The sequence below is a fragment of the Streptomyces sp. NPDC001599 genome, assembly GCF_042893535.1.
Lineage (GTDB): Bacteria > Actinomycetota > Actinomycetes > Streptomycetales > Streptomycetaceae > Streptomyces.
Window position 1 is genome coordinate 204,263 of sequence record NZ_JBIAVA010000007.1, and the last position, 17,392, is coordinate 221,654.

A 17,392-nucleotide genomic window follows, 5' to 3' on the forward strand; every position below is an offset into this window, starting at 1 on the left:
GGATCAGAGAGGCGAAAAGGCCCAGCGGCCGTGGGTTTCGTTTGTAGGATCCATGGACGAGATGTGATCCGGAAGTTGGTCCGGACTACTTGTACCGGGCACCCGTGCCGTCAGAGGATTTCCTCCCCGCCCTCCGCAACCGTGCGAGCGGCGGGGAGCGTCTTTGCGGTCACCCATTCGTGGCGCGGGGCGTGGTTCGGCGCGGGGACGCCGAGGACGGGCGTGGGGACGCCCGTTCACATGGGACACAGGGGAAGAGCGGACGATGAGGGCCTATGACGCACCGTCAGCCGGGCAGCCGCCCGGGCGGCAGCCCGACGGACACGGGAACGTGACGCCCGGCACGTACAACCCTCACGGGGGTGCACGTGTCCAACTGGCGTGGCAGAGGTTCTCGATTTCACCGCAGGCACGCGGGGCGCGGCTCTGCGCCCTCCCGTCCGGTCCGCCCGTCCCCGTGTGGCCGGCCCGGCCGGTGGCATGCCGGTGATCGCGCCGATGCCCGCAGCGCGGCCGGCCCGCATATCGAACCAGCGCGACGGCGCCGAGGACGTGGCGGCGGGCACCACCGTCGACCACCTCACCGAGACCTACCGGGCGCACTACCGCTCGCTGCTCGGTCTCGCCGCCCTCCTGCTCGACGACACGGCCTCCTGCGAGGACGTCGTCCAGGAGGCCTTCATCCGGGTGCACTCGGCGCGCAAACGCGTCCGCGACCCGGAGAAGACCCTGGCGTACCTGCGGCAGACCGTCGTCAACCTCTCGCGCTCGGCGCTGCGCCGCCGCATCCTCGGCCTCAAGCTCCTCTCCAAGCCCATGCCGGACATGGCGAGTGCGGAGGAGGGGGCGTACGACCAGCTGGAGCGCGACTCCCTGATCAAGGCGATGAAGGGGCTCCAGCGCCGGCAGCGCGAGGTGCTGGTCCTGCGCTACTTCGCCGACATGACGGAGGCCCAGGTCGCCGAGACGCTCGGCATATCCCTGGGCTCGGTCAAGGCCTACGGGTCGCGCGGGATCGCGGCGCTCAGGGTGGCCATGGAGGCTCCGGCATGAGCGACGGCAACGACGCGCGACCGGACGCCCGCGACGGGCACGACCCGGGATCGGGCACCCGCGACGGGCACGACCCGGGAACGGACGCCCGCGACGGGCACGACGCGCGACCGGACGCCCGCGAAGGGCATGACGCGCCTGCCGGACCGGCCGGGCGGGAGCAGCAGACGCACACGCACGACACGCACGCTGGGAACGGAACTGTGAACCACGGCCCCGCCGCGCAGGGCCCCGACGCTCCCGGGGCCGACGGGCCGGCCACCGACGAGGCCGCCCTGCGCGCGATGATGCACCGGGCGGTCCGGGAGATGGAGCCGAGCGACGGCACCCTGGAGCACCTGCGGCGCGCGGTGCCCGCCCGGCGGGCCCGCAAGCGCCAGGCCCTCGTCGGCGCGGCGGCCGCCGCCCTCTTCCTCGGCACGGCGGTCCCTGCCCTCGTGCACGTCTCCAACTCCACCGGCGCGGGTGCCGACCCGTCCGTCGCGGGCAACGCCTCACAGGCCCAGGGCGGCGCCTCCCAGGGCAAGGACCCGGCCGGCGGCCAGAGCGGCATCGCCGGCTCCGGGGACACTCCCGACGACCAGCAGAAGACCGACCCCAAGGAGACGCCCGGCGGCAAGGAGTCCGGCGCCGCGACGGGCGCGCCCCCCTCGGGCGTCCCCAGCGCCAGCAGCCCCGCCGACGTCCCCGCGTGCGCGCCGGGGGCGCTCGGCCCGGCCGTCGCGAGCAGCGCCGAGCCCGACTCCACGGGCGTGGTCTACGGCTCCTTCCGCGTCACCAACGTCTCCTCGGACGGCTGCACCGTCACCGGCCCCGGCAACGTCGTCACCGCTCCGCTGGGCGCCGCGGAGGCCACCAGGATCGGCACCGCACGGCACGCCGCCGGGGACGCCGCGGCCGGACTGCCCGACCCTTCGCTGGAGACCGCCTCGCTGGCCCTGGCACCGGGTGCCGCGTACGAGGTGCAGTTCGCCTGGGTGCCCTCCGAGACCTGTCCCACCACGGGCGGCACCACGGGGGGCGGCACCGGCGGGCCCTCGGCCGATCCCTCGCCCACCGGGGACACGACCGCCGCGGGCGGCGGCACCTCCGAGGGCGGCGGCGAGGCCGGGCCCACGGCCCAGCTGATCACGGAGGACGGTCCCGCCGAGGGCAGCGTGTCGGTGACGTACACCCCGGAAGGCGGTTCCGGATCGGCGACGGCCACGGTGTCCAACGCGTGTGCGGGGACCGTCTACTGGACCGGCCTGCTGACGGACTCGGGCTCGGGGGCGTAGCCCCCGCGGGTCGGGTCCCCGCGGGTCGGGTCCTCGGAGGTGAGGCCCCGACGGGTGAGGCCCCTGCCGGTCAGGAGGCGAGCCCCGCCCTGGTCCTTCCGGCGTCCTCGTCCTCCGTGTCTTCCCCGTCCTCCGTGACCAGGCCCAGCTCGGCGTCCCGGGCGAGTTCGACCTCGCGGCGCAGCAGCCGGAACCACATGAAGATCACGAAGCCGACGAACGCGAACCACTCGGCGGTGTAGCCGAGGTTCTGGAAGGCCTTCAGGTCGAGGCCCGTGTTCTGCGGCGCGCTCACGGGCACGGCCCGCATCCCGGAGTCGCCCTCGTTCAGCGTGACCCAGGCGTCGTACACGTCGTACGGCACGAGGTTCAGCAGCGTCGCCGCGCTGATCGCGCCGGTCTGGCCGTCGGGCCACCCGGAGCGCCCGCTGACGCCGCCCGCGCCGGGGGACTCGGCGGCCTGGAGCGCCCCGGTGACCGTGACCTCGCCGGTGGGCGGGGCCGGGGCCTTCGCCGGGTCGGGTTCGCCGGGGAGCCAGCCCCGCACGACCGGCAGGGCCTCACCGCTGTCGGTGCGCAGGAGCGTGAGGACGTAGAAGCCCTCCCGGTCGTCCAGCTTCCGCTCCGGGACCAGCAGCTGATCGTCGTACCGGCCGGTCACGGTGGTCTGCTTGCCGACCGTCGCCTTGTCCACGGGCAGCAGCTCGGTCAGCGGGCGCGCGGCGTCCCGGGCGGCCGACTCCTGCTGTGCGGAGGCGGTCTCGTGGTCCTGCACCCGGTCCTCGAAACGGCCGAGCTGCCAGGAACCCATGAAGATGCAGAAGGGGATGGCCAGGACGACGAAGACGTTGATCCCCCACCATCGGGGCGTCAGCAGAAACCGGTACACGCCCTCCACGGTACGGTGCGCGCCCGGACCACCCGGCCGCGGGGCTGTGGAAAACGTGACGGACGGAGGAGGTTGTCCACAGGCTGGGGATCTCTTCTGCGCGTTGTCGCCGGGTCGGGGCAGTATGGGGCCATGACTGAGAGCAACGGGTTGCGGCAGACGCAGGGCGAGCAGGTGCCCGACTGGGAGAAGCGGTTCCGGGCGCCGAGGGTGTCGCTGCCCGACTGGGCCGAGGACGCCCCGGACCGCTCCCTGTTCGTCTCGAACGCGACGGGGACGTACGAGCTGTACGCCTGGGACCGGTCGAGCGGGGAGCAGCGCCAGGTCACGGACCGGCCCAACGGCACGACGGACGGCGTGCTCGCGCCGGACGGCGACTGGATCTGGTGGTTCGACGACAAGGACGGCGACGAGTTCGGCGTCTGGCGCCGCCAGCCCTTCGCGGGCGGCGCGGACGAGGAGGCCGTGCCGGGCCTCGACCCCTCCTACCCGGCGGGCCTCGCCCTCGGCCGGGACGGCCGCACGGCGGTGATCGGCCGCTCCACCGACGAGGACGGTACGACGATCCACCTCGCGCGCGGGGACGGCGGCGCACCGGCGGAGATCTACCGGCACCGGGAGTCCGCGGGCGTCGGCGACCTCTCTCACGACGGCTCCCTGATCGCGATCGAGCACACCGAGCACGGCGACGCCATGCACTCGGCACTGCGCGTCCTGCGCCCCGACGGCAGCACGGTCGCCGAGCTGGACGACACCCGGGGCGGCGAGGAGGAGCTGGGCCTGGAGGTCCTGGGCTTCGCGCCGGTCGACGGAGACACCCGGCTGCTCATCGGCCACCAGCGCCGGGGCCGCTGGGAGCCCCTGGTGTGGGACGTGGCGACGGGCGAGCAGACCGACCTCGCCCTGGAGCTGCCCGGTGACGTCAGCGCCGAGTGGTACCCGGACGGCTCCGGCCTGCTGATCGTGCACGGCTTCGAGGCCCGCAGCGAGCTGTTCCGCTACGACTTCGCCGAGCGCGGCCTGACGGAGATCGACACCCCCGCCGGCACCGTCTCGGGGGCCACGGCCCGCCCCGACGGCAGCGTGGAGTACCTGTGGTCCTCGGCCGCCGAGCCGTCGGCCGTCCGCTCCACCACCGGCCGCGTCGTCCTGGACCCGCCCGGCCTGAAGTCGCCCCGCTCGGTCCCGGTGGAGGACGTGTGGGTGGAGGGGCCCGGAGGCCGCATCCACGCCCTGGTCCAGAAGCCCGCCGGGGCGGCCGGTCCGCTGCCGACGGTCTTCGACATCCACGGCGGGCCGACCTGGCACGACAGCGACTCCTTCGCCGCGGGCCCGGCCGCCTGGGTCGACCACGGGTACGCGGTGGTCCGGGTCAACTACCGGGGCTCCACCGGGTACGGCCGCGCGTGGACCGACGCCCTCAAGCACCGGGTGGGCCTCATCGAGCTGGAGGACATCGCGGCGGTGCGGGAATGGGCGGTCACCTCGGGCCTCGCGGACCCCGAGCGCCTGATCCTCACCGGCGGCTCCTGGGGCGGCTACCTCACCCTCCTCGGCATCGGCACCCAGCCCGAGGCGTGGACGCTGGGCATCGCGGCCGTGCCGGTCGCCGACTACGTCACGGCGTACCACGACGAGATGGAGGGCCTCAAGGCACTCGACCGCACCCTGCTGGGCGGCACCCCCGAGGAGGTCCCCGAGCGCTTCGAGGCCTCCTCCCCGCTGACCTACGTCGACGAGGTCAAGGCCCCGGTGTACATCTCGGCGGGCGTCAACGACCCGCGCTGCCCGATCCGCCAGGTCGAGAACTACGTCGAGCGCCTGGAGGCCAGGGGCGCCGTCCACGAGGTCTACCGCTACGACGCGGGCCACGGCTCCCTGGTCGTCGACGAACGCATCAAGCAGGTACGCCTGGAACTGGACTTCGCGAGCAGAAACCTCCCGAAGCCGTAACGTCGTCTCCGGGGCGGCTTCCTGGCCGACCGAGTCGGTCTCGGGGGTGGCTTCTTGGCCGAGTTGGTCTCCGAGGCGGCTTCCTGGCCGACCGAGTCGGTCTTCGGGGTGGCTTCTCGGCCGACCGAGTCGGGTGGTGGGTGGGCATAGGCCGGGGGTCCAGGGGGCGGAGCCCCCTGGCGGGGTCGTAGGGGCGGCGCCCCTACACGTCCGCCCCCCGCCGCGCCCGCCGCCCCAGCAACTCCGCCAGCCCTCTCCGCGTCGCCGCCAGCACCACCCGATCCGAGCCCCGCAGGACATACGTGTCGGGCAGCTCCCACACCAACCGCGACTCCCGCGCCCTCTCCGGCGCACCCCCCTCCGCCCGCCCACCGTCGGAGACCTCGAGCGCCAGCACCCGCCACGCCCCCGCCCGGAACGCCTCCCCGACCGTCTTCCCCTCCAACTGGGGGTGCCCCGCCACCTCCACCGCCGCGAACAGCAGCACCCGCCGCTCGACGGGGATCGCCCCGAGGATCTGGCGGCCCATCATCGCCCCGGCGAAGGACGGCGCCGCCAGGTGCGTCACGCTCCGGCTGCGGGTGAGCGCGCCCGGATGGGCGACCCGCAGGGTGCGGTACACGGCGGTCGCGAAGTCGTCGTCGTACAGGCGCAGCACCACCCGCAGCCGCGACCGTACGGACCGCGCGTACAGCACCGCCTCCAGGTTGGTCGTGTCCACGCTGGTCAGGGCGAGCAGGGAGTGCGCCCGGTGGATCTTGGCGGCCTCCAGGACGCCCTCCTGGGTGACGTCCCCGAGCACCACCGGCACCCGCAGCCGCCGCGCGGTCGCCATGCCGCGCGCCTCGGGGTCGGCCTCGACGCAGACCACGGGGATGTCCATCTCCCGCAGCCGGGTCAGGACGCGAGTGCCGATCTTGCCGAGACCCAGCAGGACGACATGCCCGCCCAGCCCGCGCGGCGGCTTCCGCAGTGCCGAGGCGCTGCGGAAGGTTCCGAGGGCCTCCAGCACGGCGGCCAGCAGGACGGGCAGCAGCAGCAGTCCGACGAACCCGGAGAGGAGCTGGAGGATCTGACGGCCGGTGTCCTTGTTGTGCGCGGGTTCGTTGATGGAGAACAGGTCGAGCAGTGTCACGTACGTCGCGTGCAGGGGGTGGTCGCCGGTGACCAGCATCAGCGCCACGGCGAGGGCGACCACGCAGGCCGCCAGGCCGGCCAGCGACCACCGCAGCCGCCGTGAGAACAGTTGGCCGAAGGCGGGTACGCCGGCCCGCCCGGCGGGCAGCGGCGGACCGGAGTACGACACCTGCTCCAGGGCCACGGTCCCGCGTCCGGTGGCCGCTTCCACCGCCGCCGCGTCGGGCAGCAGTTGCGGCCCCTGCTCGCCGCTGTCCTCCGAACCGTCTGCACCGGCCGGGTCGTTGCTCGTCGCGGACAGCAGCGCCAGGGTGCACAGTCCCGGGTCGGCCACCTCGCCGGGCCGGGGCGGATTGCGTTCGACGGCGCGCAGCAGCAGGCCGTCCGTCTCGACGACCTTGCTGGTGCCGACGAGGGCGGTGGCCGCCAGCGCGGGAGCGGCGGTGTCGGCGTCGGACAGGACGGTCGTGGACCCGGACTCGGGCCCGGATCCGGACCCGGAGCCGGGACCGTTGCCCGTGGCCAAGGTCGCGCTCTGGTCGAGGAGTTCCTCGATATGCTGGCCCAGGCGCCGGTTGTACAGACGCAGGACCAGCCGCAGTCGGGGGTTGAGCCGGCGGGCGGTCAGGGCGGCGCGGATGTTGGTCTCGTCGTCGTCGTACACGAGGGCCAGGGCGGTGGCCCGCTCGACACCGGCGTCCGCGAGTACGTCCTCGGTCGGCTCGGTGGCGTCGAGTTCGCGGTCGGCGCCGCCCGGATCACCGTTGCCCGTCCGGTTGACCGCCGCGTTGACCATGTCCAGCAGTGCCGCCGAGGCCGCGCGGGCCCGCCCGACCACCGGCTGACGCACCCGGCGCCCGGCGGGCGGGACGACGAGTGTGACCTGTTCGCGGTAGACGCCGCGCAGTTCGGCGGCCAGCCGGTGGGCCAGCCCGTCGTCGCCGCACACCACCATGTGCGCGTACCCGTCGCCCTGCGGAACCTGGTTCGGAACGCTCCCCGTATGAGTCCCCATTTGGGGAAGGACAGTACAGGCACCGGGCGTGGTTCCAGGAGCCCCGGAAGAGATCGAGGGCGGCATTAAAGACGCGTAAAGATTGCCGGAACTCGGCAATGACGTGCTGTCGCCCCGCGTGTGACGATTCGTTTCACCGAAGCTCAGCGACGGGCGGGAGGGGGACGGCACGCATGGTCTGGTTTCTCGGGCTGGGTATTACGGGGGTCGTGCTGCTCGCCCTGTCGCTGGTCTTCGACGGAGTGCTGGAAGGCGCGTTCGGGGGAGCGCTGGACGGCCTCCTGGAGGGGTGGCTGTCGCTGCCGGTCGTCGCCGGGTTCACGGCGATGACCGGCTTCGCCGGCGCCATCGCCCTGGGCACCGGCTGGACCGGCCCCGCGGGCGCCGCCGGGGTCGGCGCGGTCGCCGGAGTGGGGGCCGGCTGGCTGACGTACCGCTTCAGCCGCGCCCTGATGCGCGACCAGACCGCCGTCACGCCTCGTACCGACGACCTTCTCGGAACGGCCGGCAGGGTCGTGACCGCCATCCCGGCGGACGGCTACGGCGAGGTCCTGCTCCGGCTCGCCGGGCAGCCGCTGAAGTGCGCGGCGCGCAGCACGGTGCCGCTGGCGCGGGGCGCCGAGGTGTGGGTCGAGGCGGTGCCGACGGGGACGTCGGTGATGGTGCGCCCGGTGGACCGCTGAGGTCGGCGCCTTCTCTCGTTCTCTGTTCTCTCTGTTCTCTGTTCTCTCTGTGTGATTCGGGGGCGTTGTCATGAGTCCTGTCGTCATCGCGGTGGTGGGAGTCGTCGTACTCCTGGTGCTGCTCGCCCTGGTGGTGGTCAGCCGCTACAAGGTGGCCGGTCCGAGCGAGGCGTTCATCGTCACCGGGCGGCGCGGCAAGAGGTCCACCGATCCGGAGACGGGCCGTGTGTTCACCGACAACAGCGGCCAGAAGGTCGTGGTGGGCGGCGGCGTGTTCGTGGTGCCGTTCGTGCAGCAGCGGTTCACGCTCGACCTCTCCTCCCGGCACATCCCGGTCGCCGTGCGGGGCGCGGTGACGCTGCGCGGGGTGAAGGCCAATCTCGAAGGCGTCGCGATCGTCAAGGTCGGCGGCACGGAGGACGCGATCCGCGCCGCCGCACAGCGGTTCCTGATGCAGCAGGACGGCATCGTCGGCTTCACCCAGGAGGTGCTGTCCGGCGCGCTGCGCGCGATCGTCGGCCGGATGTCCGTGGAGGACGTCATCCGGGACCGGGCCGCCTTCGCCGGCCAGGTCGCCGAGGAGGCGGAGGCGAGCCTGTCCGGGCAGGGCCTGGTGCTCGACGCCTTCCAGATCCAGGACATCACCACCGAGGGTTCCTACCTGGAGGACCTCGGCCGTCCCGAAGCGGCCCGCGCGAAGCAGGAGGCCGACATCGCGGAGGCGGTCGCGCGGCGGGCGGCCGAGCAGGCGCGGCTGAAGGCGGAGGAGGAGATCGCGGTCGCACAGCGGACCCTCTACCTGAAGCAGGCCGAGATCAAGGCCGAGACCGACCAGGCCTCGGCCCGCGCCAACGCCTCGGGTCCTCTCGCGGAGGCGGCCCGGCAGCAGGACATCCTCGCCGAGCAGGAGAAGGTCGCCGAGCGGCAGGCCGCGCTGAAGGACCGCCAGCTGGACACCGAGGTGCGCAAGCCCGCCGACGCCCAGCGGTACGCCGCCGAGCAGGAGGCGGAGGCCCGCCGGGTGGCGCGGGTGAAGCAGGCCGAGGCCGAGCGCGCCGCCGGTATCGCCGCCGCACAGGCCGAGGCCGAGCGGGCCCGGCTCACCGGCGAGGGCGAGAAGCAGCGGCGCAGCGCCCTGGCGGACGCCGTACGGCTGGAGGGCGACGCCGAGGCCGCCGCGATCGGTGCCAAGGGCGCGGCCGAGGCCGAGGCGATGGAGAAGAAGGCCGACGCCTTCGACCGGTACGGCGACGCCGCCGTGCTGCACATGCTGGTCGGGGTGCTGCCGCAGGTGGTGGCGAAGGCGTCCGAGCCGCTGGCGGCCGTGGACAAGATGACGGTCATCTCGACGGACGGCGCGAGCCGGCTCACCCGCACGGTCGCCGACAACGTGGCGCAGGGCATGGAACTGCTGGGCTCGACCACGGGCGTCGACCTGGCGTCCCTGCTGAAGGGCATCACGGCCAAGGGCGAGGCAGGCCGGGCCACCACCGAAAACGGCAAGGTGGAGATCACGGACTGACCCGCCCCGCGCCGACCGGTTGCCGGGACGGCCCGCGAGTCCGGATCTCCTGCGAGTCCGGATCTCCTGCGAGTCCGGATCTCCCGCGAGCCCGGATCTCCCGCGAGTCCTGAACCTTGCGAGTCTAGATCTCCTGGACGGGCCACCCCAGCAGCCGGGCGCCGATGACCGCGGTCTGCAACGTGTAGCGGTGCACCGGGTCGGAGGCGTTCGCCCCGGTCAGCTGGTGGATGCGGTCCAGCCGGTAGGTGAGCGCCCGCACGCTGAGCGTCAGACGCCGGGCGGCCTCGGCCGCGGTGCAGCCCGCGTCGAAGTACACCTCCAGGGTCCGCAGCAGCGGCTCGGCACCGCCGCGGGCCTCGCGCAGCGGGCCCAGCACACTCAGCACCAGGTCGGCCATCGCCTGCCGGTCACGGGCGAGGACCGGGTAGACCAGCATGTCCGCGGCACGCACCACGGGCTCCTCCAGGCCCAGCCGGTCGGCGAGTTCGAGGGTGCTGAGCGCCTCCTCGTAACTGTGCACGACGCCGCCCGCGCCGCTCTGCGGCCGCCCGATGGCCACCCGGCTGCCGTCCGTGGCGGCGTAGGCCTGTTTGGCGAAGAAGGAGAGGACGTCGTCCTGGTCGCCGGGCGCGATACAGATCAACTGCCCGTTCTTGGTGGTGATCAGGACGCGCCGGTCGCCGAAGCGGGAGATGAGCGCGGATTCCACTACCCGCGTGACCGGGGCGGTGTCGTCGTACGCCTCGGGCCCCTCGGCCACCGCGACGGCGTGGGCGTGGGAGAGGACGAGCCCGAAGCGCTCGGCCCGTTCGGCGAGGCGGCCGAGGTCGCTGCGCCCGTAGAGCAGGTCGTCGATGAACTCCCGCCGCGCGGCCTCCTCCTGGCGTACGGCGAGCCGCTGCGCACGTTCGTAGCCCTCGGCGAAGGCGTCCACGGCCTGGGCCACGGCGGCGAGCACGGTGCCGGTGACGTCGGTGCCGGAGACCGTCGCACCGCGGCCGGGCCAGGACGTGCGCGTGGCGTCCAGGTGCAGCCGGACGAGACTGCGCAGGCTGTGTCCGGCCTCCGCGGCCTGCTCACCGAAGAGCCTGCGCTCCTCCAGCTCGTCGCGGGTCAGCCGGCGCCCCGTGCCGGCGACACCCGCAAGGATCTCGGCGTACCCGGCCAGGTATGCCTCCCGCTGCTCCGTCTGCAGCTCCGTCACCCCGCGCCTCCCCTGCCGTTCACGCCCGGTGCGCGGTGTCCGGCAACGTGAGGGTAGTCAACGCTGCCGGAAACCGGCAACGCGGAAGGCAGGGGGCAGCGGCTAACCTCCGCCGGCCCTAAGGCCGCTGGTAGGGCTGCTGACCGGACGGTCCGTACGCCTGACCGCCGGCCTCCTGCGCCTGGAGCTGCTCCGCCTGCTCCTTGGTCACCTGCTGCTCGGCGCCGCAGAAGGTGCACTGGGTCGCGTACTTCGTCGAGAAGGGGAACAGCGGCACGAAGAACAGGGTGAACTTCGTGACGCGCTTCCTGAGCGTGTGCGCGGCGGGATTGCCGCACCGGCCGCACACCAGAGTCAGTATCGCGAGCTGGTAGAGGTATCCCTTGGTGCCAAAAATGATCACGAGCTGGTCCTTCCCGGTCGGCCCCCCGCGGGCGCGCAGGACACTCAGATCTTCCCCCGGCCGCGCCTACAGGTCGCACGCCGCCGTATTTGGGTGCCGCCCCGGATGGCCCGGACGGGCCCGCGCGGGCGAGTCTGGAGCCCACTCCCCTTACCCGGCCGCTACGTCCTGGTGTGATCGTGATGCCCCACCCCGCAAGGAGAGCACATGGCCCGCCCCGCTGACCGCGTCGCCCGTCCAGGGCTCCGCGTCGGGAGGAGGACCCCATGCCCGTACCCGAAGACCGCAGGCTCAGCGAGATCGAGTCCCGCCTGCACCGCGAGGACCCCCGGTTCGCCCGGGCCTTCGCCGACGGCCGTCCCCGCCGCCCGCGCGAGTACCGGTACCACCGGGCCTGGCTGCTGCTCGCCGCCGCCCTGGGCGCGCTGGCCGCCGGCATGTTCCTGGCCCACGGGCTGCTCATCGCCGCCGGGCTGGTCTTCGCCGGCGTCGCCGGTGAACTCTTCGACCCGCACCGGCGCGAGCGCGGCACCCGGTGCCCGCCGTCCGGGTCCTGACCCCGGCGGGCACGGGGACGCGGACCCGGGCGCGTGCGAGGCTGCGCACGCGGGCGTGTACGGCCCGGAGCGCGTCCGATGACCCTGTCCGAGCTGTACGTGATGCTGCTGATCGGCGGCACGGTGCTGCTGGCCAGCATCGCCGCGGCCCGCGCCGCCCACCGCATCGGGCTGCCCAGCCTGCTGCTGTTCCTGTGCGTCGGGCTCGTCGCGGGCGAGGACGGGCTCGGCCTGCGCTTCGACGACGCCCAGCTGGCCCAGGCACTGGGTGCCGCCGCCCTCGCGCTCATCCTGGTCGAGGGCGGGCTGACCACCCGGTGGAGCGACGTCCGGCGCCTGCTCGCCCCGGCCGGCGTGCTCGCCACCGTGGGCGTGGTGATCTCCGTGGTGGTGACCGCCGCGGGCGCGCACTGGCTGCTGGGATTCGACTGGCGGCTGGCCCTGCTGATCGGTGCGATCGTCTCCTCCACCGACGCCGCCGCCGTCTTCTCCGTACTGCGCGCCCTGCCGCTGCCGCGCAAGGTGAGCGTGCTGGTGGAGGCCGAGTCCGGCTTCAACGACGCGCCCACCATCATCCTGGTCCTGCTCTTCTCCACCACCGCCGGTCTGCCGGGCCCGCTGCCCGTCGTGGGCAACCTCCTCTTCCAGCTCGTGGTCGGCGGCGTCCTCGGCGTGGTGATCGGCCGCCTGGGCGTCGCCGCGCTGCGGCACATCGCCCTGCCCGCGACCGGCCTGTACCCGCTGGCCACCGTCGGTTTCGGTGTCATCGCCTTCGCCGCCGCCGGAGCGCTGGGCGCCAGCGGCATCATCGCCGCCTACCTGTCCGGGCTCGTCCTCGGCAATGCCAAGCTGCCCCACCGCGCGGCCACCCGCTCCTTCTCCGAGGGCGTCGGCTGGCTGGCCCAGATCGGCCTGTTCGTCATGCTCGGCCTGCTCGTCGACCCGAGCGAGCTGCCCTCCGCGATCCTCCCGGCCCTGGTCGTCGGCCTGGTCCTGCTGCTGCTCGCCCGGCCGGTGTCGGTGCTGCTCTGCCTGCTGCCGTTCCGCGTGCCCTGGCGCGAGCAGGTCTTCATCTCCTGGGCCGGTCTGCGCGGCGCGGTCCCCATCGTGCTCACGACCTTCCCGGTCGTGGCCGGGGTGACCGGTGCGCGCGACGCCCTGAACATCGTGTTCGTGCTCGTCGTCCTCTTCACCCTGCTCCAGGGGCCCACGCTGCCCGCCGTCGCCCGGTGGACGGGGGTGACCCGGCCGGACGCGCTGCGCGAGATCCAGGTCGAGACGGCGCCGCTCGACGTCCTGGACGCCGACCTGCTCACCGTGTCCGTTCCGCCGGGTTCGCGGCTGCACGGTGTCACCGTCCTCGAACTGCGGCTGCCGCATCCGACGGCCGTCACCCTGGTCGTCCGCGACGGCGCCAGTCTGGTACCCGACCGCGACACCGTGCTGCGCGCCGGTGACGAACTGCTCCTCATCACCACACCCCAGGTCCGGGAGGCGGCGGAACGCCGGCTGCGCGCCGTCGGCCGCCGCGGCAAACTGGCCCGCTGGCTGGGCGAGCACGGCACTCCGGAGTCGGAGCCATTGCTCCCCATGCACCCCGGAAAGCATCACAATGCGTAATAAGTGATGCGGTAAACTTCTTTACCGAGCCGTGATGCTCCGTCGAGCGGACGGGCGCTCAGTTCACCCAGACGGTACGGCAGTTCGAGGAGACGGGGGCAAGCCGGATGCACCAGACGCACCGAGCCGCCCCTACCGTCAGCCCCGCCGACCCCGTGAACCCCGCGCGCATCGACAACACGGCCCGAGACAGCGTCCCCGAATCCTGACGCACCTCCTCGCCCCACCTCAGCCCCGAGCCACGGCAGGCACCGCCGACCGCAGTCGTATCCGCAGCCGCAGCCGCAGGCCACCGCCACGCCCGAGCTCCAGGCAGCCGCCACACCGCCGCTGAGGGCATCCGCCGTCCGCCGCCGCAACGCCGGGCGACCCGTCGCAGCTGCGGGCAGCGCCACCCCGCCGCAGCTGCGGGCCGCCGCTCTACCCCCGCAGCTGCGGGCAGTCGTGCCGCTGGGGCGGCACGGGTGGGCGCAGCGGCACCCCGCAACGCCGGGCAGCGCTCCCACCCGGCCCGCACCGACCACGCACCCGCACCCGCGCCCCGCAGCCCCGCCCGCCGCCACCGACCCACCCCGGAGGACAGACGCCCGTGCACAACACGACCGCCGTGCTCATCGAACTCGGAGCGATCATCCTCGCCCTGGGCCTCCTCGGCCGCATCGCCGGCCGCGTGGGTTTCTCGCCCATCCCCCTCTACCTGCTGGCCGGCCTCGCCTTCGGCCACGGCGGCATCCTGCCCCTGCAGGCCAGCGAGGAGTTCACCGCCACGGGCGCGGAAATCGGCGTCATCCTGCTCCTGCTCCTGCTCGGCCTCGAGTACAGCGCCTCCGAACTGGTCACCAACCTCAAGACCCAGTACCCCTCCGGCGCGGTCGACTTCGTCCTGAACGCCGTACCCGGCGCCGTGGCGGCACTGATCCTCGGCTGGGGCCCGGTGGCCGCCGTCGCCCTCGCGGGCGTCACCTGGATCTCGTCCTCCGGCGTGATCGCCAAGGTCCTCGGCGACCTGGGCCGGCTGGGCAACCGCGAGACCCCCGTCGTCCTCGGCGTCCTCGTCATCGAGGACCTCGCCATGGCCGTCTACCTGCCGATCCTCACGGCCCTGCTCGCCGGCGTCAGCCTGGCCGGCGGCGCCGTCACCCTGCTGATCTCCCTGGGCACCGTCGGCGCCGTCCTCTACCTCGCGCTGCGCCACGGGCGGCTGATCAGCCGCGCGGTCTCCTCCGACAGCGCGGAGACGCTCCTGCTGGTGGTCCTCGGCCTGACCCTCGTAGTGGCGGGCCTCGCCCAGGAACTCCAGGTCTCCGCCGCGGTCGGCGCGTTCCTCGTCGGCATCGCCCTGTCCGGCGAGGTCGCCGAGGGCGCCAGCAGCCTCCTCACCCCGCTGCGCGACCTGTTCGCCGCCGTCTTCTTCGTCTTCTTCGGCCTGTCCACCAACCCGGCCGACATCCCGCCGGTCCTGGTCCCGGCCCTGCTCCTCGCCGCCGTCACCGCCCTCACCAAGGTCGCCACCGGCTGGTACGCCGCCCACCGCGCCGGCCTGCGGGGCTCGGGCCGTTGGCGCGCGGGCGGCACGCTGGTGGCGCGGGGCGAGTTCTCGATCGTCATCGCCGGGCTCGCGGTGGGTGTCGAGCCCCGTATCGGCCCGCTGGCGACGGCGTACGTCCTCATCCTCGTCGTACTCGGCCCGCTCACGGCCCGCTTCACCGAGCCCCTCGCCCGTCGCCTCACCCGCGGCCCCCGCAAGGGTGCGCCCGTCACCGCGACCACTCCCACGGAGTCGACGCACGCCAACGTGTGAGGGCGGGGCGGCTGCCCGCGCACCGACGCGAGGGGCCGGGCTCACTCCCGCCCGAGGATCTCCGCGGCCGCGTCGACGCCCTCGCGCGTCCCGATCACGATCAGCGTGTCGCCGCCGGCCAGCCGGAAGTCCGGCCCCGGGGACGGGAGCGCCTCGGTCCGCCGCAGCACCGCGACGATGGACACCCCGGTCTCGGTACGGGTGCGGGTGTCGCCCAGCAGGCGCCCGTTCCAGTGCGAGGCGGTCGAGAGGCCGATCCGCTCCGCGACCAGCCCCAGTTCGGTCGTCGACAGCAGGCTCGGGCTGTGATGGGCGGGCCTGAGCGCGTCGACGACCAGGGCCGCCTCCTGCGCGTCCAGCCGCACCGACAGCGCGGCGTCGTCCGGATCGTCCTTGCGGTACGCGCTCAGCGTCCGCGCCCCGGCAGGCTCAGCCACCACCGACAGCCGGCGCCGCTCCCGGGTGACCAGGTCGTAGCGCACCCCTATCCCCGGCAACGGCGTCCTGCTCGTACGCGCAGCACCCACGGCCGCCTCCCTGTCTCCCCAGGCCAGTCCTTCCGGCAATCCGGGACACCCTAGATCCTGCCCGGCCGGGCAGGACCACCCCGTGCCACTCCCATACGCCTCCCTTACGCCGGACCGCCCTCCTTGTCCGGCATGACGACGAGACTGATGAGGTGGCGGACGCGGCCGTCGTCCGGTCTGCGCCCGGTGCGACGGGCGACCACGGCCTCCAGCTCCGCGACGAGTTCGGTGAACTCCTCGTCCGTCAGCCAGACCGCGCCCTGCCGGTAGAGGACGCCTTCGCGGACGGGCTCGGTGTCGTCGCGGGAGAGGTAGCGGTCGAAGTCGGCCATGAGGGCGCCGGTGAAGACGGTGAAGGCCTGCCGGTGGTCGTCCTTGGTCATGGCGGCGCGGGCGTCCTCGTCGACGAGGGCCTCGTCCTGGCGGACCCGGTAGCTGCGCTCGACGGTGCCGCGCACGCGCCTTTCCTGGCTCACCTCCAGGACACCGGCCTTGGTGAGCGCGGCCATGTGCCGGTACATGGACGCGGGCGAAACGTCGGGGAGCCGTTCGCGCAGCTGAGCCGTGGTCAGTTCACCCGCACCGACCAGGGTTTGGAGGATGCGCATGCGGACCGGGTGGAGGAGGAGATTCGAGGTAGCCATGAGACTCATGTTCTCACATCTGATAACGTTCTCGTAGTTGAGAGCGATCGAGAGAGGCGGAGCCTTGCCCGAAACCGACCTGACGGTCACCGCGGACGACGGGACCTTGCTGGCCGGCACCCTGAGCCTTCCCGCCGGCCCCGGACCGCACCCCGCCGTCCTCCTGCTGCACGGCTCGGGCCCCTTGGACCGCGAGGGCAACACGCCCAGGCTGCCGCTGAACCTCGGGCGCCCGCTGGCCGACGCCCTGGCCGCGGCGGGCGTCGCCACGCTGCGCTACGACCGGCGCGGCGCGGGCGCCACCCCCGGCGTCTGGGAGGAGAGCGGCTTCATCGACAACCGCCGCGACGCGAGCGCCGCCCTGCGCCACCTGGCCGCGCACCCGGACATACGCCCCGACGCCGTCGGCGTCGTCGGCCACAGCGAGGGCGCCCTGCACGCGATGACCCTCGCCGCCCGGCAGGAGGTGGCGGCGGCGGTACTGCTGGCCGGGTTCGCCCGTGAGGGCGAGGCGGCCTTCCGCTGGCAGGCGGCGTCGGTCTTCGGCGGCATGCCCGCCCCCGTCCGCCTCCTGCGCCGCCCGCTGGGCGCTCTGGGCGAGCGCGTCCTGGCCCGCGTCAAACGCACCCGCACCGACGTGGCGCGTATCGCCGGTCTCCGGGTCAACGCCCGCTGGATGCGCGAGATGCTCGTCCACGACACCCGTGACGACCTGGCCGTCATCCCGGCCGCGGTCCCCGTGCTCGCCGTCACCGGCGACAAGGACGTCCAGGTTCCTCCCGCCGACCTGGACGAGATCCGGCGCCTGGTGCCCGGCGGCGACGCCGAGATCCACCGCGTCCCCGACCTGACCCACGTACTGCGCCGCGACACGGGCCGGCCCACGCTCCGTTCCTACCGTCGTCTCCTGCGCGAGCCGGTCGACGCCGAGCTGCTCACCCTCGTCGCGACCTGGCTCGCGGCCCGCCTGCGCGAGCCCTCGGGCGCCCCCGCTCAGGAGCGGCGTACGACCCACTCCTGACCTCGGCGAAACAACGTCGGTCGCGCACGGCACACATCACCCACGCCACCCATCACCCACGTCACCCATCACCACGGACAACC

At 73.6% G+C, this 17,392-nt stretch carries 15 protein-coding genes; 9 read left to right on the forward strand and 6 right to left on the reverse strand.

The genetic code is table 11. The features are described 5' to 3' along the window. The first annotated feature begins 480 nt into the window (after positions 1-480). Entirely contained in the window at positions 481-1,053 is a 573-nt protein-coding gene (locus ACFYZ3_RS19850; RefSeq protein ID WP_030183825.1) for a SigE family RNA polymerase sigma factor, read from the forward strand. Continuing rightward, a complete protein-coding gene (locus tag ACFYZ3_RS19855) occupies positions 1,050-2,330 on the forward strand; it encodes a hypothetical protein (RefSeq protein ID WP_388519208.1) in 1,281 nt (426 codons plus the stop codon). Before ACFYZ3_RS19850 ends, ACFYZ3_RS19855 begins: the two co-directional genes overlap by 4 nt. Positions 2,331-2,400: 70 nt before the next feature. Here the strand turns inward: ACFYZ3_RS19855 and ACFYZ3_RS19860 are convergent, their stop codons facing one another. Continuing rightward, positions 2,401-3,219 (reverse strand): SURF1 family protein, encoded by an 819-nt coding sequence (locus ACFYZ3_RS19860; RefSeq protein ID WP_388519211.1) that lies wholly within the window; start codon positions 3,217-3,219, stop codon positions 2,401-2,403. Between the two features lie 132 nt (positions 3,220-3,351). On the opposite strand from ACFYZ3_RS19860, the gene ACFYZ3_RS19865 reads away from it, so the two are divergent. After that, the gene (locus ACFYZ3_RS19865; protein ID WP_388519213.1) at positions 3,352-5,172 is read left to right on the forward strand and encodes a prolyl oligopeptidase family serine peptidase; all 1,821 of its coding nucleotides are present in this window, start codon (positions 3,352-3,354) and stop codon (positions 5,170-5,172) included. 202 nt (positions 5,173-5,374) lie between these two features. Here the strand turns inward: ACFYZ3_RS19865 and ACFYZ3_RS19870 are convergent, their stop codons facing one another. Beyond that, positions 5,375-7,264, reverse strand: coding sequence for an NAD-binding protein (locus tag ACFYZ3_RS19870; RefSeq protein WP_388519617.1), 1,890 nt, complete (start codon positions 7,262-7,264; stop codon positions 5,375-5,377). Positions 7,265-7,497: 233 nt separating this feature from the next. Between ACFYZ3_RS19870 and ACFYZ3_RS19875 the strand changes: the two genes are divergently transcribed. Further along, entirely contained in the window at positions 7,498-8,007 is a 510-nt protein-coding gene (locus tag ACFYZ3_RS19875; protein WP_388519215.1) for a hypothetical protein, read from the forward strand. 70 nt (positions 8,008-8,077) lie between these two features. Further along, positions 8,078-9,529 carry a flotillin family protein gene (locus ACFYZ3_RS19880; protein ID WP_388519218.1) on the forward strand — a complete coding sequence of 484 codons (1,452 nt, stop codon included), beginning with the start codon at positions 8,078-8,080 and terminating at the stop codon, positions 9,527-9,529. Between the two features lie 124 nt (positions 9,530-9,653). On the opposite strand, the gene ACFYZ3_RS19885 is transcribed toward ACFYZ3_RS19880, so the two are convergent. Continuing rightward, positions 9,654-10,736, reverse strand: a complete 1,083-nt coding sequence (locus ACFYZ3_RS19885) for a PucR family transcriptional regulator (RefSeq protein WP_388519221.1) — start codon at positions 10,734-10,736, stop codon at positions 9,654-9,656. 118 nt (positions 10,737-10,854) lie between these two features. Further along, the gene (locus ACFYZ3_RS19890; protein ID WP_356868534.1) at positions 10,855-11,139 is read right to left on the reverse strand and encodes a zinc-ribbon domain-containing protein; all 285 of its coding nucleotides are present in this window, start codon (positions 11,137-11,139) and stop codon (positions 10,855-10,857) included. A gap of 266 nt (positions 11,140-11,405) precedes the next feature. Here ACFYZ3_RS19890 and ACFYZ3_RS19895 point away from each other — a divergent pair, with 266 nt between their 5' ends. The 3 genes from ACFYZ3_RS19895 to ACFYZ3_RS19905 all read left to right on the forward strand — a co-directional run bounded on the left by ACFYZ3_RS19895 (position 11,406) and on the right by ACFYZ3_RS19905 (position 15,117). After that, positions 11,406-11,696 (forward strand): DUF3040 domain-containing protein, encoded by a 291-nt coding sequence (locus ACFYZ3_RS19895; RefSeq protein WP_388519224.1) that lies wholly within the window; start codon positions 11,406-11,408, stop codon positions 11,694-11,696. 78 nt (positions 11,697-11,774) lie between these two features. Next, positions 11,775-13,316: a potassium/proton antiporter gene (locus ACFYZ3_RS19900; protein ID WP_388519227.1), complete on the forward strand. Its 1,542-nt coding sequence runs from the start codon at positions 11,775-11,777 to the stop codon at positions 13,314-13,316. Positions 13,317-13,905: 589 nt separating this feature from the next. Then, positions 13,906-15,117 (forward strand): cation:proton antiporter, encoded by a 1,212-nt coding sequence (locus ACFYZ3_RS19905; RefSeq protein WP_388519230.1) that lies wholly within the window; start codon positions 13,906-13,908, stop codon positions 15,115-15,117. Positions 15,118-15,158: 41 nt separating this feature from the next. On the opposite strand, the gene ACFYZ3_RS19910 is transcribed toward ACFYZ3_RS19905, so the two are convergent. Then, on the reverse strand, positions 15,159-15,644 hold the full coding sequence (locus tag ACFYZ3_RS19910) for a TrkA C-terminal domain-containing protein (protein ID WP_356859800.1): 486 nt from the start codon (positions 15,642-15,644) through the stop codon (positions 15,159-15,161). A gap of 104 nt (positions 15,645-15,748) precedes the next feature. Next, positions 15,749-16,288, reverse strand: coding sequence for a helix-turn-helix domain-containing protein (locus ACFYZ3_RS19915; RefSeq protein ID WP_388519232.1), 540 nt, complete (start codon positions 16,286-16,288; stop codon positions 15,749-15,751). 64 nt (positions 16,289-16,352) lie between these two features. On the opposite strand from ACFYZ3_RS19915, the gene ACFYZ3_RS19920 reads away from it, so the two are divergent. After that, positions 16,353-17,309, forward strand: coding sequence for an alpha/beta hydrolase (locus ACFYZ3_RS19920; protein ID WP_388519234.1), 957 nt, complete (start codon positions 16,353-16,355; stop codon positions 17,307-17,309). The last annotated feature ends 83 nt before the right edge of the window (positions 17,310-17,392 follow it).

Coding starts and splice junctions, on each gene's coding strand:
- ACFYZ3_RS19875 (WP_388519215.1), top strand. CDS start 7,498: ATGGTCTGGTTTCTCGGGCTGGGTATTACGGGGGTCGTGCTGCTCGCC.
- ACFYZ3_RS19865 (WP_388519213.1), top strand. CDS start 3,352: ATGACTGAGAGCAACGGGTTGCGGCAGACGCAGGGCGAGCAGGTGCCC.
- ACFYZ3_RS19855 (WP_388519208.1), top strand. CDS start 1,050: ATGAGCGACGGCAACGACGCGCGACCGGACGCCCGCGACGGGCACGAC.
- ACFYZ3_RS19900 (WP_388519227.1), top strand. CDS start 11,775: ATGACCCTGTCCGAGCTGTACGTGATGCTGCTGATCGGCGGCACGGTG.
- ACFYZ3_RS19880 (WP_388519218.1), top strand. CDS start 8,078: ATGAGTCCTGTCGTCATCGCGGTGGTGGGAGTCGTCGTACTCCTGGTG.
- ACFYZ3_RS19870 (WP_388519617.1), bottom strand. CDS start 7,264: ATGGTGGTGTGCGGCGACGACGGGCTGGCCCACCGGCTGGCCGCCGAA.
- ACFYZ3_RS19915 (WP_388519232.1), bottom strand. CDS start 16,288: ATGGCTACCTCGAATCTCCTCCTCCACCCGGTCCGCATGCGCATCCTC.
- ACFYZ3_RS19850 (WP_030183825.1), top strand. CDS start 481: ATGCCGGTGATCGCGCCGATGCCCGCAGCGCGGCCGGCCCGCATATCG.
- ACFYZ3_RS19895 (WP_388519224.1), top strand. CDS start 11,406: ATGCCCGTACCCGAAGACCGCAGGCTCAGCGAGATCGAGTCCCGCCTG.